General features: G+C 59.2%; 15 protein-coding genes. 6 read left to right on the top strand and 9 right to left on the bottom strand.

Going from position 1 to position 15192, the window contains the following annotated elements; all coding sequences use genetic code 11:
• Positions 1–12: 12 nt before the first annotated feature.
• Positions 13–477 carry a TIGR02444 family protein gene (locus AC1MEA_RS08220; RefSeq protein ID WP_449634335.1) on the top strand — a complete coding sequence of 155 codons (465 nt, stop codon included), beginning with the start codon at positions 13–15 and terminating at the stop codon, positions 475–477.
• Here the strand turns inward: AC1MEA_RS08220 and AC1MEA_RS08215 are convergent.
• A complete protein-coding gene (locus AC1MEA_RS08215) occupies positions 474–1340 on the bottom strand; it encodes an AlgP family protein (protein WP_480917328.1) in 867 nt (288 codons plus the stop codon). The two genes, AC1MEA_RS08220 and AC1MEA_RS08215, sit on opposite strands and share 4 nt — an antisense overlap.
• A gap of 214 nt (positions 1341–1554) precedes the next feature.
• Between AC1MEA_RS08215 and AC1MEA_RS08210 the strand changes: the two genes are divergently transcribed.
• A complete protein-coding gene (locus AC1MEA_RS08210; RefSeq protein ID WP_480917326.1) occupies positions 1555–2232 on the top strand; it encodes an FKBP-type peptidyl-prolyl cis-trans isomerase in 678 nt (225 codons plus the stop codon).
• Between the two features lie 54 nt (positions 2233–2286).
• Here AC1MEA_RS08210 and rsd read toward each other — a convergent pair whose 3' ends face one another.
• The 8 genes from rsd to AC1MEA_RS08170 all read right to left on the bottom strand — a co-directional run bounded on the left by rsd (position 2287) and on the right by AC1MEA_RS08170 (position 9738).
• Positions 2287–2760 (bottom strand): sigma D regulator, encoded by a 474-nt coding sequence (gene rsd / locus AC1MEA_RS08205; RefSeq protein ID WP_219063003.1) that lies wholly within the window; start codon positions 2758–2760, stop codon positions 2287–2289.
• Positions 2761–2967: 207 nt separating this feature from the next.
• The gene (locus AC1MEA_RS08200) at positions 2968–3483 is read right to left on the bottom strand and encodes a disulfide bond formation protein B (protein WP_480917324.1); all 516 of its coding nucleotides are present in this window, start codon (positions 3481–3483) and stop codon (positions 2968–2970) included.
• Positions 3484–3693: 210 nt separating this feature from the next.
• Positions 3694–4932 carry a heme biosynthesis HemY N-terminal domain-containing protein gene (locus AC1MEA_RS08195; protein WP_480917322.1) on the bottom strand — a complete coding sequence of 413 codons (1239 nt, stop codon included), beginning with the start codon at positions 4930–4932 and terminating at the stop codon, positions 3694–3696.
• Positions 4929–6047, bottom strand: coding sequence for a uroporphyrinogen-III C-methyltransferase (locus AC1MEA_RS08190; protein WP_219063006.1), 1119 nt, complete (start codon positions 6045–6047; stop codon positions 4929–4931). Before AC1MEA_RS08190 ends, AC1MEA_RS08195 begins: the two co-directional genes overlap by 4 nt.
• Before the next feature lie 74 nt (positions 6048–6121).
• Entirely contained in the window at positions 6122–6889 is a 768-nt protein-coding gene (locus AC1MEA_RS08185) for a uroporphyrinogen-III synthase (RefSeq protein WP_480917320.1), read from the bottom strand.
• The gene (gene hemC, locus AC1MEA_RS08180; protein WP_219063008.1) at positions 6886–7827 is read right to left on the bottom strand and encodes a hydroxymethylbilane synthase; all 942 of its coding nucleotides are present in this window, start codon (positions 7825–7827) and stop codon (positions 6886–6888) included. Before hemC ends, AC1MEA_RS08185 begins: the two co-directional genes overlap by 4 nt.
• A gap of 85 nt (positions 7828–7912) precedes the next feature.
• Positions 7913–8659 carry a LytR/AlgR family response regulator transcription factor gene (locus AC1MEA_RS08175; RefSeq protein WP_219063009.1) on the bottom strand — a complete coding sequence of 249 codons (747 nt, stop codon included), beginning with the start codon at positions 8657–8659 and terminating at the stop codon, positions 7913–7915.
• Positions 8656–9738 (bottom strand): sensor histidine kinase, encoded by a 1083-nt coding sequence (locus tag AC1MEA_RS08170; protein ID WP_449634291.1) that lies wholly within the window; start codon positions 9736–9738, stop codon positions 8656–8658. Before AC1MEA_RS08170 ends, AC1MEA_RS08175 begins: the two co-directional genes overlap by 4 nt.
• Before the next feature lie 143 nt (positions 9739–9881).
• On the opposite strand from AC1MEA_RS08170, the gene argH reads away from it, so the two are divergent.
• The 4 genes from argH (at position 9882) to AC1MEA_RS08150 (ending at position 15144) form a co-directional block, all read left to right on the top strand.
• On the top strand, positions 9882–11276 hold the full coding sequence (gene argH / locus AC1MEA_RS08165; RefSeq protein WP_480917317.1) for an argininosuccinate lyase: 1395 nt from the start codon (positions 9882–9884) through the stop codon (positions 11274–11276).
• A 69-nt stretch (positions 11277–11345) separates the two neighbouring features.
• Positions 11346–11627, top strand: a complete 282-nt coding sequence (locus tag AC1MEA_RS08160) for a hypothetical protein (protein ID WP_449634290.1) — start codon at positions 11346–11348, stop codon at positions 11625–11627.
• Positions 11628–11836: 209 nt separating this feature from the next.
• Positions 11837–12091: a TIGR02647 family protein gene (locus tag AC1MEA_RS08155; RefSeq protein WP_449634289.1), complete on the top strand. Its 255-nt coding sequence runs from the start codon at positions 11837–11839 to the stop codon at positions 12089–12091.
• A gap of 203 nt (positions 12092–12294) precedes the next feature.
• Positions 12295–15144 (top strand): class I adenylate cyclase, encoded by a 2850-nt coding sequence (locus AC1MEA_RS08150; RefSeq protein ID WP_480917315.1) that lies wholly within the window; start codon positions 12295–12297, stop codon positions 15142–15144.
• Positions 15145–15192: the final 48 nt, after the last annotated feature.

Raw genomic sequence — 15192 nt, 5'->3', positions numbered from 1 at the left:
AAGTAGATGACTATGCCTTCTGATCTGTGGAGTTTCACCCTCATTCTGTATACCCGTCCGGGTGTGGAACAGGCATGCCTGCGCCTGCAAGCCAGCGGGGCCAACGTTTGCACGCTGCTGTGTGGTGCCTGGCTGGGCCAACGTGGCGTGGTTTGCACCGCCGACCGTTTGCGGGAAATCAGACAATTGGCCACGCCCTGGCACGACGAAGTGGTGCAACCCCTCAGGGCATTACGCACCCGTTGGCGAGCAGCGGCGGTCAATGACGTCGAATGGGGGAAGTTGCGCGAACAGGTAAAGGGGCTGGAACTGGAGGCTGAGCGCGAATTGCTTTCGCGGCTTGAAGCACTGACGCAGGACTGGTCAGCAGGGACAACGAAAGATCTGATGGCGTGGCTGGAAGGTCTTGCGGGCGACGCTGCCCCCCAGAACCTCGACGCGCTGCACGTGCTGCGCGTCGAGGCGAACCAGCCTTAGGAAGCGCTGATAGGTGTGACGTTGCCAGTAGCTGGCACTGCTGCTGGGACAACGGCAGTCGGCGTGGTGGACGCTGACGGCGTTGCAGGTTTTGCAACAGGCTTGGCGGCCGGTTTCACTGCGGCAGGCTTGGCAGCCACTTTGGCGGGAGCCTTGGCAACTGGCGCTTTAACCAGAGCAGGTTTGGCGGCGGCTGTTTTAACCGGTGCCTTGACCGCAGGTTTGACGACCGGCTTGGCAGCAGGTTTAGCGGCGGTTGCAGCAACTGCTTTTTTCGCGACAGGCTTGGCAGCAACTTTTGCGGCTGGCTTGGCAGCTACAACAGGCGCTTTAGCAGCGGGTTTGGCAGGCGCCTTGACCGGAGCTTTTGCAGCCGTTTTTGCAGGGGCCTTCGCGGCGGCTGTTTTAGCCGGAGCTTTGGCGGCTGCAGGCGCGGAGGCTTTTACAGCTACCGGTTTCGCATCACGCAGGCTCAAGGTTTTACCCACGGCCTCTTTGACGCGACCAATGCCCTGAGCCAGCTTCAGGCTCTCTTGAGCATCGCGCTTGAGCTGCAGGATGTAAGTGCGGGTTTCAGACTGACGAGATTTCAGCGCATCGAGCAACTCTTCAAGCTCAGACACGCCCTGCTTGGCTTTGGCTTGCGCCTTGGCTTTACCGGCGGTAGCGGCGTCCTGCAATTTGATGCGGGATTTGTGCAGTTTTTCCTGAGCTTTACCGCGTTGCTTTTCCAATTTGGCGAGCAGTTTTTCAGCATCAGCCATCGCTTGGGAGCAAGCGCTTTCAAGATGTTCGAGCAGGCTGCTCGAGAGCTGTTGGAGCAAATGCAATGGGGTGTTTACTGGCTTCTTTTGGGCCGACATGACTGACCTCCTGGCTGGCTTGATTGCGGCTCATACTAGACCTCTGCCTGCACCGCCGCTAGGCCATGTTGACAGTAACAATGGCCGCGCGTTTCACGACAGGGTGAAAGTTGGTAGAAGAGCGTGTGACAACCTCATGAAATTCCTTTCATGCCGAGCAACACCTTAGCGATTGCACTGGCATAATTGCCCTCTTCCCAGGCTGGAGAGCACCATGTCGCGTTACGTATTAATGTCTCTGTTTCTCTTGCTACCACTCGCTCACGCCGCTGAAACCGCCACCTCGGCAAATGACCATGACCTTGCCTACAGTCTGGGCGCGAGCCTTGGCGAGCGCCTGCGCCAGGAGGTTCCGGACCTGCAGCTTCCGGCGCTGATCGAAGGGCTGCAGCGGGCCTATCAAGGCAAGCCGCTCGCGCTTAAAGATGAGCGCATTGAACAGATACTCAGAGACCATGATGCTTCAATGGCGCAGGCAGAAGACACGCCGCCCCCAGAGCCGCAAAGCGAAGTTGCCATGAGTACCGAGCAACGCTTTCTGGACAGCGAAAAAGCCAAACCGGGTGTTCGTGTCCTGGAGGACGGGATTCTGCTGACAGAGCTGACCCCGGGCAACGGTGCAAAACCGACGACTTCGGACCGAGTGCAAGTGCGCTATGTAGGTCGGCTGCCGGATGGGACCATCTTCGATCAAAACAGCCAACCGCAATGGTTCCGCCTTGATAGCGTGATCGCCGGCTGGACCAGCGCATTGCAAGGCATGCCGGTGGGTGCGAAATGGCGGCTGGTCATTCCTTCCGCGCAAGCCTATGGCGCAGAAGGTGCCGGGGATCTGATTGATCCTTACACACCGCTGGTGTTCGAAATTGAGCTATTGGGTGTCGCTCCGTAAGAGCGAGGGATCAGAAACCGGGGCGCAGGGCGCGCGCCCGGTAATGTCGAGGCTTCAGGCTTGGGCCACGTCTTTTATTTCATGAGAGGTGTGCAGCACTTCGATCAGACAGTCTTCAAGTTCGAAGCGCTCATGCAGCAGACCGCCCAGTTTCTTGAGCTCGACGGCAACGACTTCGCCATCGGAGCAATCGCCTTTGTCGCAGCGATCATTGAACGCCAACGCCACTTCAGTGATGACATCCAGACGCGGATAAATCTTCTCAGCCAACTCAAGGCCACGCTCATCGCCGAAGGCCTTGGCCTCATTGGTCAGCTGTTCGTAGACTTCGAAATGCCCCGCCGAAACGTAATCGACCAGAATTTCGCAGAATTTCTGCAGAGATACGCGGTCATCCGCCAACGCCTCGGGCGTTCCGCCGAGAGCACCGTAGGCTCGAACCAGCTCGTGACGCTCCTTCAACCAGCGATCGATCAGCAGATTGACCCCGCCCCAACGCTCCTGAGCATTCTGACAACTTTCCAACATGATGATCTCTCTTCCCTTCAGGGTCATGCTGCTCTGTACCCGCCTCCAGACTTTCTAATAAATCTCGATGCCAGAGACGGGTCTGATAAAGCCAGATAGGCAGCATATTTCCAATGACGCGTGCGGCCAAGATTATGCCCGCACGCCAACCCCATCAAGGTACGCAGGAGATAAAGTTCATACAAGCGTTTAATCCTTACCCGCATTTCAGGCCTCCTGTGCATCGTTCGCGCCGACGCCGACGCGCTGAAACAACGGGTAAGCCGCAAACAAAATCATGCCGGCGAACGCCAAAAGACTCCATTCGGCAACGCTCATACCCAGCAGTGACCAATGGATTTCAATACAGCCGGCGGCGCATTTGAATACCTGCGCAAGGAGCAGGGGCACCGCCTCCTGTGCGGAGTTCGGCGCATGCAGGCAGGCCGTCACGTCTTCCCGAAGCGGGCTTTGCAGCCAGACCTGGCTCCCCGCCGCCACCGCTCCCGAAAGGGCGCAGAGCAAAGCCAAAAGCGAGTAGATCCGCCAACCGGCCTTATCGGGCGCGTGCAAAACCGCGAGCAGGCAGATGGCACCGAAAGTGATCAAAAAAGCGCGCTGAATGATGCACAGCGGGCAGGGGCGAAGCCCTACGCCATACTCCAGATATAACGCTGCGCAAGTGACAAACACACAGGCAATAAATGCCAAGAGGAACAGAGAGCGCGAGCGGGCCAGGTGCATGGCTAATCCGTAACAGAGTGCGAGGGCCATTACGGTAGAGGAAAGCGCATAACCCTTTCAAGATAGGGACGTAGCGATACTTCTGCAATCTTGTAGGCATGTGCCGACGCAGTTGAACGGATTTAATACCGCTCTCTGCAAGATCATTCCTGCGCCCTACGGAACGGTAGGGCACCTCCTACAAAACGGGGTCGGACACACCCCTCCAGCCTAGGCCCGGCCTACTGCCGGAAGCGGACGTGCCAGCAAACGCTCATCAAGCATGCCAAGGCCTTCTTGAAACAGCTGATTACTGCGCTCGGTCTCCCCCAGTTGTGCCAACAAACGAGCCAGTTCGGCGCAAGCCTCAGGGTTACGTTGCTGGCCGAGACTGCTTTCCAGATAGTCCCGCGCCTTGCCCCACAGGCTGCTTTGCAGGCACAGACGACCCAGCGTCAATAACAAGCTCGGATCATCAGGATGACTTTTGAGCCAACCTTCAGCCGTTTGCAGTTGTCGCGCAGGATCGCGGCCCCGCAACAACCCATAAAGACGGGCTAGATGACTGTTGTAGTCGCGTTTGAGCGCTGTACGCAGTACCTCTTCCGCCTCGGCATCGGCGCCCAGCTGGCGCAATTGTTCGGCATAGGCCAGGACCAGCGGCGGCTCCTGACGTTGTGCCGACGTGAGCTGTTGCCACGCCTTGTTGAGCGACTGCAGACCCGCTTCGCCTTCCTCCCCGCGTTGCGCTGCAAGGGTGAGATTCTCGCCCCAGGCACGCCGCTCCAGCTCAGCCAGTTCAGACGGTGGCAGCACTTTGTCCTTGCGCAGCTCGGGCATCAGTCGAATCAGTGCCGACCAATCCCCACGCTGCTGATACAAACGTTGTAACTGGCGCAACACCTGCGCGTTATGCGGGTGGCGATCATGCATCGCTTGCAAGGTCACCAATGCACCGTCGATGTCGCCGCGATCCTGCTGCAGCTGCGCGTGACTCAACGCAATCGCCAGCTCGGCTTGCGGCTGGCGCTCCAGCGCCCTCTCGAGCAGGTTGTCACAGTCCTCGTAACGGCCCAGTTCATTTGCCGCGCGTGCAGCGCCCAGGTAATACAGCAGCGGCTGACGCTCAGCTTCGGCGGCACGCTGGAGATGGCGCTGGGCACTGGCCCAGCGGCCCTCGGCGAGGTCCATCTGACCGTGCTCGATCGCCAGTTGCACACGACGGCTGCGGTTGTACCGCGACCACGGATTGACCACCCCACCCGACGCTGTCAGCAGATTGAACAAAGCCCGCAGCAGGAAAACCATCAGCCAGATCACCACCAGCAGCGCCAGCGTTGCCCATAGGCTCGATTCGTAACGGAAGTTTTGGTACGCGATCAACACGTAGCCCGAGTGCTCGGAGATAGCGACACCAATCAACGCCGCGACAACAATCACCGCGAACAGGATCAGGTAGGCACGCTTCATGGACGAGCCTCCTGCTTGGCAGGTGCGGCAGGCTGCTCGATAGACGCATGACGACGCTCAAGGTAAGCCTGCACGGCGCTCAGGCTTTGCGCCAGATCGGGTGTCATCACCGATACCGGCTGAGTAATCAGGGCTTGAAGGCGCTCATCCAGGAACTTGCTTTGCGGGTTGTCTTGATTGAAGTTACTGAGCAGCACACTGCGCGCTTCAGTCAGGGCCTGGCTGTACACCTGCGGCTCGCCATTAAGCGCAGCCCACTGAGCTTGCTCCAGCGCCAGGGTCAAGGCCAGTCGAACCTGTGTCAGGCTCTGTCCGGCCAGCAGTGGACGAATGTTCTTGTCCGCATTGAAGTCGATACGAATGTAGTGCGAGAGCTTATCCCACCACTGCACCCAGCGACTGGAGTTGTCACTGTCGGAGGTCAATCCCAGCAACGACCCTCCCCTGTCTTCATATTCGGGCGCCAACGCATTGAGCTGTGCGGCCTGATCACGCAGGGCCGCCAATTGCAGAAACAGGCCGGTGCGATCAGGCTGCTCTACGCTGCGCAACGCAGCCAGGCTTTTGGCCAATTGCTCGCGCGCGGCAAAGGAACCCGGGTCATCCTGTTCGCGAAGGATTTCATCCGCACCCTGCACCAGCGCCTGAGCACTGTTGATATCTTGCAGCGCCGACAAGCGCAAGCTCGCCAGACGCACCAGATGCTCGGCTTCGGCCAGTCGCCAGTCTTTGCGGCTGGCACCCAGCACAGTTTCCAGACGCTGACTCAGACGCTGCTGATCGCCCTGAAGCTGGGCGACCAGTTGCCGACGATTTTCAAGTTCATCCGCTGCGGGCAACTGTGCAAGACGCGTCGCCAACTGGAGCTCGTTCTCTTTGAGCGTCTGAGTCTGCGCGCCAATATCCTGCAATTGCCCCGACTGTTGCTGATGGCCAGCCAGCAGAATGCGCACCTGCCAGACACCCCAGCCACCGGCAGCAACACCCGCAGCCCCCAGCAGTAACGCTAAAATCACCAGACTATTGCCACGACGCTTCGAAGGCTCGGTCGACGTTGGCGCAGGCGCTTCAAGCCGCGGTTCAAGATTCTCTTTAGGCAAGACTGTTTCGCTCACGTATCCATCCTTTGCATTAGGGCGCAGTCACATCAATGACGACTCTATTCTGAATGAGCCCGTCTTTGCTACGTCTAGAGGGCAGGCCCGGGGTGTTCCCGTAACGCCGCCAGCAAAGCCGCGGCGTTAGCGCCACGGCAATCCACAACTGTCTGGGCCCCGGCGGCATGCGCCAACCCGGCAACCCGAGGGCTCGGTACGAACAGCGGTAACCGCGCCACGTCAGGCCAGGCATCGCCCGCCAATTCACGCAAGTGTTCAAAACCTTGCCCACTGCTGACCACCAGGCCGTTCAAGCGTTCCGCTGCGATACGTCGCGGCAGCTCCGAAACTGCATAGTGCGGCATATTACGTCGGTACAACGGCAGATAATCGACACTAGCACCTAGATCGCGTAACCGCTCGGCCAGCAGCTCTCGACCACCTTCCCCACGCAGAATCAACACGCGAGCACCCGGCAGCGCCAGCGCTTGCTGCAACTGCGGCAGCGCGAGCAAGGCTTCGCTGTCGTCAGCGCGCTCGGGGTACGTGACGTCCAGGCCGTAGTCTTCCAGAATCTGCGCCGTCGCCGCGCCAACACTGAACCATTGCTGTATCGGCGGTTGCGGCCAGAGTTCATCGATCAACGCCAAACCCAGACGTGCGGCAGGCTTGCTGACCACGATGACCACCCGATAAAGGTCCAGGTCGAAAATGATCGAACGCTGCGCTGGCGTAATCGCCAGCGGCTCGATGTCCAGCAACGGCAGGCTACTGCTGTAGATGCCGGCCTCGGCCAGCACTGCCGCCAGCGCCGCCGACTCCTGCGCGGGACGGGTCAACAGCAGTCGCCAACCAGTCACTCTTCGCCTGCCTCGCCGTACACCGCTTGCAGAATGGCTTGCGCACCTTGGGCCAGCAACGCTTCAGCGACCTGCACACCCAGTGCCTGGGCCTCGGATTGCGGGCCTCGGGCTTCGGCGTTGAGCAGCAGGCCTCCCGCAGGATCGCCCACCAAACCACGCAACCAGACCTGTTCACCTTCAAGCACGGCGTAACAGGCGATGGGAACCTGGCAACCGCCATTCAGGTGTTTGTTCAAGGCGCGCTCGGCGGTAACCCGCACAGCCGTGTCGGCATGATGCAGCGGTGCGAGCAAGGCATGGATTTCAGTGTCCGCGCTGCGGCATTCGATACCGACCGCGCCTTGGCCACCGGCGGGCAAGCTGTCGTCGACGCTGATCGCCGAGGTGATACGGCTTTCGAAACCGAGACGAATCAAACCGGCGGCGGCAAGGATGATCGCGTCGTACTCACCGGCATCCAGTTTCGCCAGTCGGGTATTGACGTTACCCCGCAAGAAACGGATTTCCAGATCAGGTCGACGCGAGAGCAATTGAGCCTGACGACGCAGGCTCGAAGTGCCGACGACGCTGCCCGCAGGCAACTGATCCAGACTGGAGAACGTGTTGGACACAAAAGCGTCGCGCGGGTCTTCACGCTCGCAGATGCAGAACAAGCCAAGGCTTGGGGGGAAGTCCATGGGCACGTCTTTCATCGAGTGCACAGCGATGTCCGCTTCATGCTCGAGCAGGGCCGTTTCCAGCTCCTTGACGAACAACCCCTTGCCGCCAATTTTGGACAACGGCGAGTCGAGCAGCTTGTCGCCACGACTGACCATGGGCACCAGCGTCACGACCAGCCCTGGGTGAAACTGCTCCAAACGGGCTTTAACATATTCGGCCTGCCACAGGGCCAGCGCACTTTTGCGGGTAGCAATGCGGATTTCGCGAGAGGACATGGGGTAAATCCGTACTTGAATAGATGTGACGGATAATAACAGCTCGGCCATGACCTCTGTAGGCGCGCGCTTGCCCGCGCCGGTTTTACAGCTGTTGCATCATCTTGCGCACCCCGGCCACATGCCGACGGCTGACGATCAACGCATCACCATTGAGGCCCTTGAGAAACAGCTGGAAATGGCCCAAAGGCGTACGCTGCAAGCGCTCGATGCGATCACGGGCAACCAGTGCATTACGGTGGATACGCACGAAGCGATCGCCGAACTCATCCTCCAACGCCTTGAGTGGCTCGTCCAGCAGCACCTCACCGCCTTCATGGCGCAAGGTCACGTACTTGTGATCCGCGATGAAATAAATCACTTGGTTGAGCGGAATCAGTTCAATGCCTTTGCGGGTTCGCGCACTGATATGGCTCCGCGGGCCAGTGCCGCTTTCGGCCGCAGGCCGGGTCAATGCCGCCAGTTGCACCCGATTGGGTCGCTCGGCTTTTTTCAAGGCTTCGAGCAAATGCTCGGCACGCACCGGTTTGACCAGATAGCCCACGGCGCTAACCTGAAAAGCCTCCAGGGCAAACTCGTCATGGGCGGTGCAAAACACCACCGCTGGCGGCGTCTCGCGCTCGCACAATCGAGCGGCGACTTGCAGACCATCCAGGCCGGGCATACGGATATCGAGTAACACGACATCAGGTTTGAGACTGTCGATCAACGCCAAGGCTTCTTCACCATTGGTGGCGCTGGGTTCAAGGACTCGATAGCCCTCGAGTTCGCTGACCAGGCGGCTTAGTCGCTCGCGGGCCAGGGGTTCGTCATCAACGATCAGGACATTCATATTGCTTTGGCTTCCTGCGTAAGTCTCGCACAAGGATAGCGTAGACAGGTGAAGTGACGACCGTCACGGCGCTCCACGCTCAGACTGGCGCGGGGACCAAAAAGTGCCGCAATGCGTGCACCAATGTTTACCAGCGCCTGATGAGTACCGTTAGAAGTCTGCCTTTTGGCAACTTCGTCATAGGGATTGCTGACACACAATATGAACTCTCCCTTTTTATAGGTTGCTTCGACCCTTACTACACCGCCTTCGACCCGAGGAGCAATCCCGTAGATCAAGGCGTTTTCAAGCAGTGGTTGTAAGGTTAGCTGTGGAATCGGCAAGTCGTCTGGAATTGCACTCACTGCCCACTCCAACTGTAGACGTTCGCCAAGACGATATTGCTCAATCGATAAATAACGTTTCGCCAACTCCAGCTCATCATGCCATGTCACCAGACTCCCCGGTTTGGCAAGACTGGCACGAAACAGGTCGGAAAGGTCCAGCACCGCTTGCTCGGCCTTGACCGGATCGCTGGCCACCAGACTAGCAATACTGTTGAGCGTATTGAATAGAAAGTGCGGGCGGATCCGCGCCTGAAGCGATTCGATCCTGGCCCCCAGTTCGGCCTGTTGCTGTTTGCGCCACTGACTCTGCAAGTAAAAGTAACGCAGCATCAGCGCAGACATAATCAAGGCGATCAGCGAATACCGTAGATAACGCTCGACCATTGCGCCAACTGAAGGTGATCCATCCAGCTCACAATAGTCGGTCACCGCCGTGCACAGCAGGGTCAAGCCAACCACCAGCACACAACACAAAAGACCTGCGACACCCGCACGCAGGCGCGCCAGCCACGGCCGAAGGCCGCACAACAAGGCTGCCGAGAGCAGCACGATCCATTGCACGAACAGCGAAATCAACGCCAGCCGCACCCAATTGAACGCTGGGTACATGGGCTCGACCAACACCAGCACCATCACTAATAGCTCGGCCAGCACCACAAGCACCAATAACGCCTGAGGCAGGCACAGTTCGGGCAAGAAGAATTCTTTGCCGGGCGCTGGCGCTGCCCCCGGGTTCAAACGGTTATTTCGCATTAGGCCAGTCTCTGCGTCACGGGACCCAGCGGCAAGCCGGTCAAGGATAAAATAACAGCAACCCTGTTATTATCGCTGCGCCCATTTCAAAATCGGCCACGCCATTTTTTTAAACAGCAGCCAGCAAACTAACGAGCGAACCCATGAGCACCGACAAGACCAATCAGTCCTGGGGCGGCCGCTTCAGTGAACCCGTCGACGCGTTCGTCGCCCGCTTCACCGCCTCCGTCACCTTCGATCAACGCCTCTATCGCCACGACATCCTGGGCTCCATCGCCCACGCGACCATGTTGGCCCACGTCGGCGTTTTGACCGACGCCGAGCGCGACACCATCATCGACGGCCTGAAAACCATTCAGACCGAGATCGAAGCCGGCAACTTTGACTGGCGTATCGACCTGGAAGATGTGCACATGAACATCGAAGCGCGTCTGACCGACCGCATCGGTATCACCGGCAAAAAACTGCACACCGGGCGTAGCCGTAACGACCAGGTCGCGACCGATATCCGCCTGTGGTTGCGCGACGAAATCGACGTGATCCTGGCGGAAATCACCCGCCTGCAAGAAGGTCTGCTGGGACAAGCCGAGCGCGAAGCCGAGACCATCATGCCCGGTTTCACTCACCTGCAAACCGCGCAGCCGGTGACTTTCGGTCACCATATGCTGGCCTGGTTCGAAATGCTCAGCCGTGACTACGAGCGTCTGGTCGACTGCCGCAAGCGCCTCAATCGCTTGCCATTGGGCAGCGCGGCTCTGGCCGGCACCACCTACCCGATTGACCGCGAACTGACCTGCAAGCTGCTGGGCTTCGATGCAGTCGGCGGCAACTCGCTGGACAGCGTCTCCGATCGTGACTTCGCCATCGAGTTCTGCGCTGCGGCCAGCGTGGCGATGATGCACCTGTCGCGCTTCTCGGAAGAGTTGGTGCTGTGGACCAGTGCGCAGTTCCAATTCATTGATCTGCCTGATCGCTTCTGCACCGGCAGCTCGATCATGCCGCAAAAGAAAAACCCCGATGTGCCTGAACTGGTACGCGGCAAAAGCGGCCGTGTCTTTGGTGCCTTGATGGGCCTGCTGACCTTGATGAAGGGCCAGCCACTGGCCTACAACAAGGACAACCAGGAAGACAAGGAACCCCTGTTCGACGCCGCCGACACCCTGCGCGATTCACTGCGCGCGTTTGCCGACATGATCCCCGCGATCAAGCCCAAGCACGCGATCATGCGTGAGGCGGCCTTGCGTGGCTTCTCCACCGCTACCGACCTTGCCGATTACCTGGTCCGTCGCGGCCTGCCATTCCGTGATTGCCACGAAATCGTTGGGCATGCGGTGAAGTACGGCGTGGAAAGCGGCAAGGACCTGGCTGAGATGAGCCTGGAAGAACTGCGCCGGTTCAGCGACCAGATCGATCAGGACGTGTTCGCGGTGCTGACCCTCGAAGGCTCGGTCAACGCCCGCAACCACATCGGCGGCACTGCACCCGCCCAGGTCAAAGCGGCCGTGGTGCGTGGCAAGGCGCTGCTGGCAACCCGCTAACTCAAAAACCTGCAGGCGCGCGGAGTTGCAAGCGCGCGCCTGCAGAGCCTTCTTTTTTCAGGAACATTTATGACCGACCAAATCAACAACGACGATGACGAAGAATTCGCTGAATCAACCCTGACTCAGGCCATCGAAAACCAGATCGAAAGCGACAATCCACCCGCCGCCAAAGCCACGTTCAACAAGCTCACCCTGGTGGGTTACGAGCGTGCAGAAATTCTCCAGCTCATGGCCCACGTACTGGCGGTTGAAATTGATGCGTTGCTTGAAGAGGATCGCCCTTTCAATACCGAGTGGTACGAACAGGCCCTTCGCGCCTTGCCAGAGCTACCGCCCGAAGCCAAATGACGGCCGGCCAGAGATACATAGGCAAAAAAGCTACAGCCTGACTACACTGCAAAGGCCCCGCTGCCGCATGATCTCCGGGGCTGTCACGCCAAGCCGGCTTTATGGGTCCTCAAGAGCTCAATAAGCGCAGAACAGCTCGTTCCTGTGCCTTGACTCGAGACACTCCACAGACCTGCTGCCGCGTATTACTGGAAATGTCTGGAGTGCCTATGTCGTATACCCCTGATTTGGTTGCCGAACTGGAAATCCTCGCACTGTTCAATCTGGGCAATACCCTTGAGGGCCTGAAAGTCCATCACGTAGCTGCTCCCACCGCGATTGCAGCCGTACAGCGTCTCTTTGAAAAAGGGCTGATCACCCAACCCGATGGTGGCTATCTGACCAGTCTTGGACTCGAAGCTGCCGAGCACACCCAATCGCTGTTGACCATCCTGACCAGCCTGAATGTACCCGAAACGGCCTGAAGCGCGGCCTGGCTCGCGGGAGGTTTGGTTCGCCCTCAAAACCATTTCGCGAGCCCTTCCTCCTGCTCTCCACTTCCCGGGAGCGAACTCGCTTGAATTTTGACGTCAAAATAAAAAATCAGCTTAAAAGTACCTGATCACAGGCTGTAAACTGCTCGTCGCCATGAGCCCTCCTTTCGAGCCTCGCCCGCCGGTTATTTGCGATGATGCGTACGTATGAAATTCGTCCCGACCTGGATGAGGGGATCGACCGCAAGGTTCTCAGCCAGTTGCGCGCCCGCTTTCTGACCCTCAACGATGGGCGGCTGGGCCGTGCAATGGAAGGTCTGTCAACGCGGCAACAGGCCGTGTTGACGCTGCTGCCACTGTTTTTTCACGTCAACCACCCGCTGCTGCCCGGTTACGTTTCCGGCAGCACGCCTGCCGGGGTGACGAGCTATGAACCTGATGCCCAGGCGCTGGCCGAAGCGCAGCGACTGACCCGTTCGTTCTCCTACAAGCCGCGCCACGGCAATCCGCCGCAGCCGATCCACGGCCTGTTCCTGATGGGCAGCCTCGGCACGTTGGCCCAGGCCGAGCAGAGCGACATGGATGTCTGGGTCTGTCACGACTCCGAGCTGGGCGAGGACGCCCTCACTGAACTGCGCAAAAAATGCCAGACACTGGAAGCGTGGGCTGCGACCCAGGGCGCTGAAGCACACTTTTTTCTGATCGATCCAAAACGCTTCGCCCTCGGCGAGCGCGACGCCCAACTCAGCTCGGAAGATTGCGGTACCACCCAGCACTATCTGCTGCTGGACGAGTTCTATCGCACCGCGATCTGGCTGGCAGGCCGCACACCCCTATGGTGGCTGGTCCCGGTCTACGACGAACAGCGGTACAGCGAGTACGCCCACACGCTGCTGTCCAAGCGCTTCATCCGGGCCGAAGAGATGCTCGACCTCGGTCATATGGCGCACATTCCACCTGGGGAGTTCATTGGCGCGGGCCTGTGGCAGCTGTTTAAAGGCATTGAATCGCCTTACAAGTCGGTGCTCAAACTGTTGCTGATCGAGGTCTATGCCAGCGAACACCCGCACGGGCAGTGCCTGAGCTTGCGCTTCAAACAGGCGGTCTTCGCCAATAAGCTCGACCTCGACGAGCTGGACCCGTACATGGCTGTGTACCGGCGCATCGAAGAGTACCTCAATGCCCGGGGCGAACCGGAGCGTCTGGAACTGGTGCGGCGCAGCCTGTATTTGAAGGTCAACAAAAAGCTCACCGGCTCCGCACGCCAGCGCACGTCCCGTTGGCAGCACGTGCTGCTGGAGCGACTGACCAAGGAATGGGGCTGGGACGAACGCCACCTGGCGCTGCTCGACAGTCGCAGTCAGTGGAAAGTCCGTCAGGTCACCACTGAGCGCCGCGCGCTGGTCAACGAGCTCAATTACAGCTATCGGTTTCTCACCCAGTTTGCCCGCACGCAACAGGCGGTCAGCGTGATCAACAAGCGCGACCTGAACGTGCTCGGCCGTCGTTTGTATGCCGCCTTCGAGCGCAAGGCCGGCAAGGTCGAGTTCATCAATCCGGGAATCGCCCCGGACCTGGCCGAAGACACACTGACCCTGGTGCATTCGCCCAATCGCCGCGAGCCGGGCAAAACCCAATGGGGCTTGTTTAACGGCAGCCTTGGCGCGCACGAATGGGAGCATTTTTCACCCATAAAACGCAGCCGGGAATTGCTTGAGCTGCTGGTCTGGTGCCATCGCAACAACGTGATCGACACCACCACGCGCCTGGCGCTGCACCCAGGCAGCAGCGATTTGACCGAATTTGAGTTGTTCAACCTGATCGGCAGCCTGCAACAGACCATAGAAATGCCCCTCGCCAGTGTCAGCGAAGAATCGCTGTTGCGCCCCAGCGTGCCCAGCGAAGTGCTGCTACTGATCAACGTCGGCATCGATCCGCTCAAACATCACCGGGACCTGAATGTCCTGATGACCACCGAGCGCACCGACTCGCTGAGCTATGCCGGCGTTCGGGAAAACCTGGTACTGACCCTCGACCAGATCACCCTCAACAGCTGGAATGAAATACTGGTCAGCCGTTACGACGGGCCTCATGCGCTACTCAACTGCCTGAGCGAATTCCTCAGCAACCTGCCCGAAGGCCGGGAACAACCGCATGTGCGCGTGCGCTGCTTCTGCCATAACCGCGCGACAGCCATTGCCCAGCGTGTCGAAGAGCTGGTGCACACTGCCCAACTGCTGCTCACCCGACGCCTCAATCACCGCTACCTGATCCAGGTACAGCAGCACTATCACGTATTGGAAATGGTACCCGGACACGTCAATCACGTGGCACTGGCCAGCTTGCCGGCGCTGCTCGATTACTTGAGCGAGGAGTTACCGAGCTACAGCCCCTTGCACCTGGACACGAATGCACTGGATGAGCATGACCTGACGCTGATCCTGCCCCACGGCCAGCCGGAATGCATTCAGGTGTTTTACCGGATCAACGAACCCCACGCCGACCTCTATGTGCTCGATGAGCACAACGCGTTATGGCATCAGCGTTTGCCGTACCACGATGAATCAAGCCTGCTGGTGCCGCTGCAACGCTTCTTCCAGTCACTGGTGTATCGACGGGGCGCCCTGCTGCCGCTGGACAATCCGCTGGAACCGTCCGCGCTGGAAACCCTGTACTACCAGGTGCTGCCCACCGGCGCAGGCCGCGCCCGGCGAATCGAGCCCCGCGTGACGCCCCCCATCCCACTCGAAAAGCCGTTCTATGACGTGCAGGCAATCATCGACGAAGCGGCGCCAGGACAGGTGAATGTCACCTTGTACTGCAACCACCGAGAGTTTTCCGAACTGGAATATGGCGAGCAGTTGTTCGCCGTGGTCGCCCAACAGATTCTCGAACAACGCAGTGAAATTCAGCGCTATCGCTGCTACATCACCGACCTTGATCTGTCCGGTTTACTGGGTGATGTACGCGGGCAAAGCATTCTGTTTCTGCGCTACAAAGCGGATCTGGAAAGAGCGCTGAACAGCGCCATGGATGCAGCCTGAGCTGCGACCGCGGGCACGCGTTCTACGTGTAGAAGCGCGTTTGCCCGC

The sequence above is a fragment of the Pseudomonas sp. ASL8 genome (genome assembly GCF_056680355.1).
Note: the sequence above shows the minus strand (reverse complement) of the source record. Positions and strands in the feature narration are given on the sequence as shown.

Coding starts and splice junctions, on each gene's coding strand:
- hemC (WP_219063008.1), bottom strand. CDS start 7,827: ATGTCCTCTCGCGAAATCCGCATTGCTACCCGCAAAAGTGCGCTGGCC.
- AC1MEA_RS08150 (WP_480917315.1), top strand. CDS start 12,295: ATGATGCGTACGTATGAAATTCGTCCCGACCTGGATGAGGGGATCGAC.
- AC1MEA_RS08170 (WP_449634291.1), bottom strand. CDS start 9,738: ATGCGAAATAACCGTTTGAACCCGGGGGCAGCGCCAGCGCCCGGCAAA.
- AC1MEA_RS08175 (WP_219063009.1), bottom strand. CDS start 8,659: ATGAATGTCCTGATCGTTGATGACGAACCCCTGGCCCGCGAGCGACTA.
- AC1MEA_RS08200 (WP_480917324.1), bottom strand. CDS start 3,483: ATGCACCTGGCCCGCTCGCGCTCTCTGTTCCTCTTGGCATTTATTGCC.
- AC1MEA_RS08195 (WP_480917322.1), bottom strand. CDS start 4,932: ATGAAGCGTGCCTACCTGATCCTGTTCGCGGTGATTGTTGTCGCGGCG.
- AC1MEA_RS08155 (WP_449634289.1), top strand. CDS start 11,837: ATGTCGTATACCCCTGATTTGGTTGCCGAACTGGAAATCCTCGCACTG.
- rsd (WP_219063003.1), bottom strand. CDS start 2,760: ATGTTGGAAAGTTGTCAGAATGCTCAGGAGCGTTGGGGCGGGGTCAAT.
- AC1MEA_RS08160 (WP_449634290.1), top strand. CDS start 11,346: ATGACCGACCAAATCAACAACGACGATGACGAAGAATTCGCTGAATCA.
- AC1MEA_RS08215 (WP_480917328.1), bottom strand. CDS start 1,340: ATGTCGGCCCAAAAGAAGCCAGTAAACACCCCATTGCATTTGCTCCAA.
- AC1MEA_RS08210 (WP_480917326.1), top strand. CDS start 1,555: ATGTCGCGTTACGTATTAATGTCTCTGTTTCTCTTGCTACCACTCGCT.
- AC1MEA_RS08220 (WP_449634335.1), top strand. CDS start 13: ATGCCTTCTGATCTGTGGAGTTTCACCCTCATTCTGTATACCCGTCCG.
- argH (WP_480917317.1), top strand. CDS start 9,882: ATGAGCACCGACAAGACCAATCAGTCCTGGGGCGGCCGCTTCAGTGAA.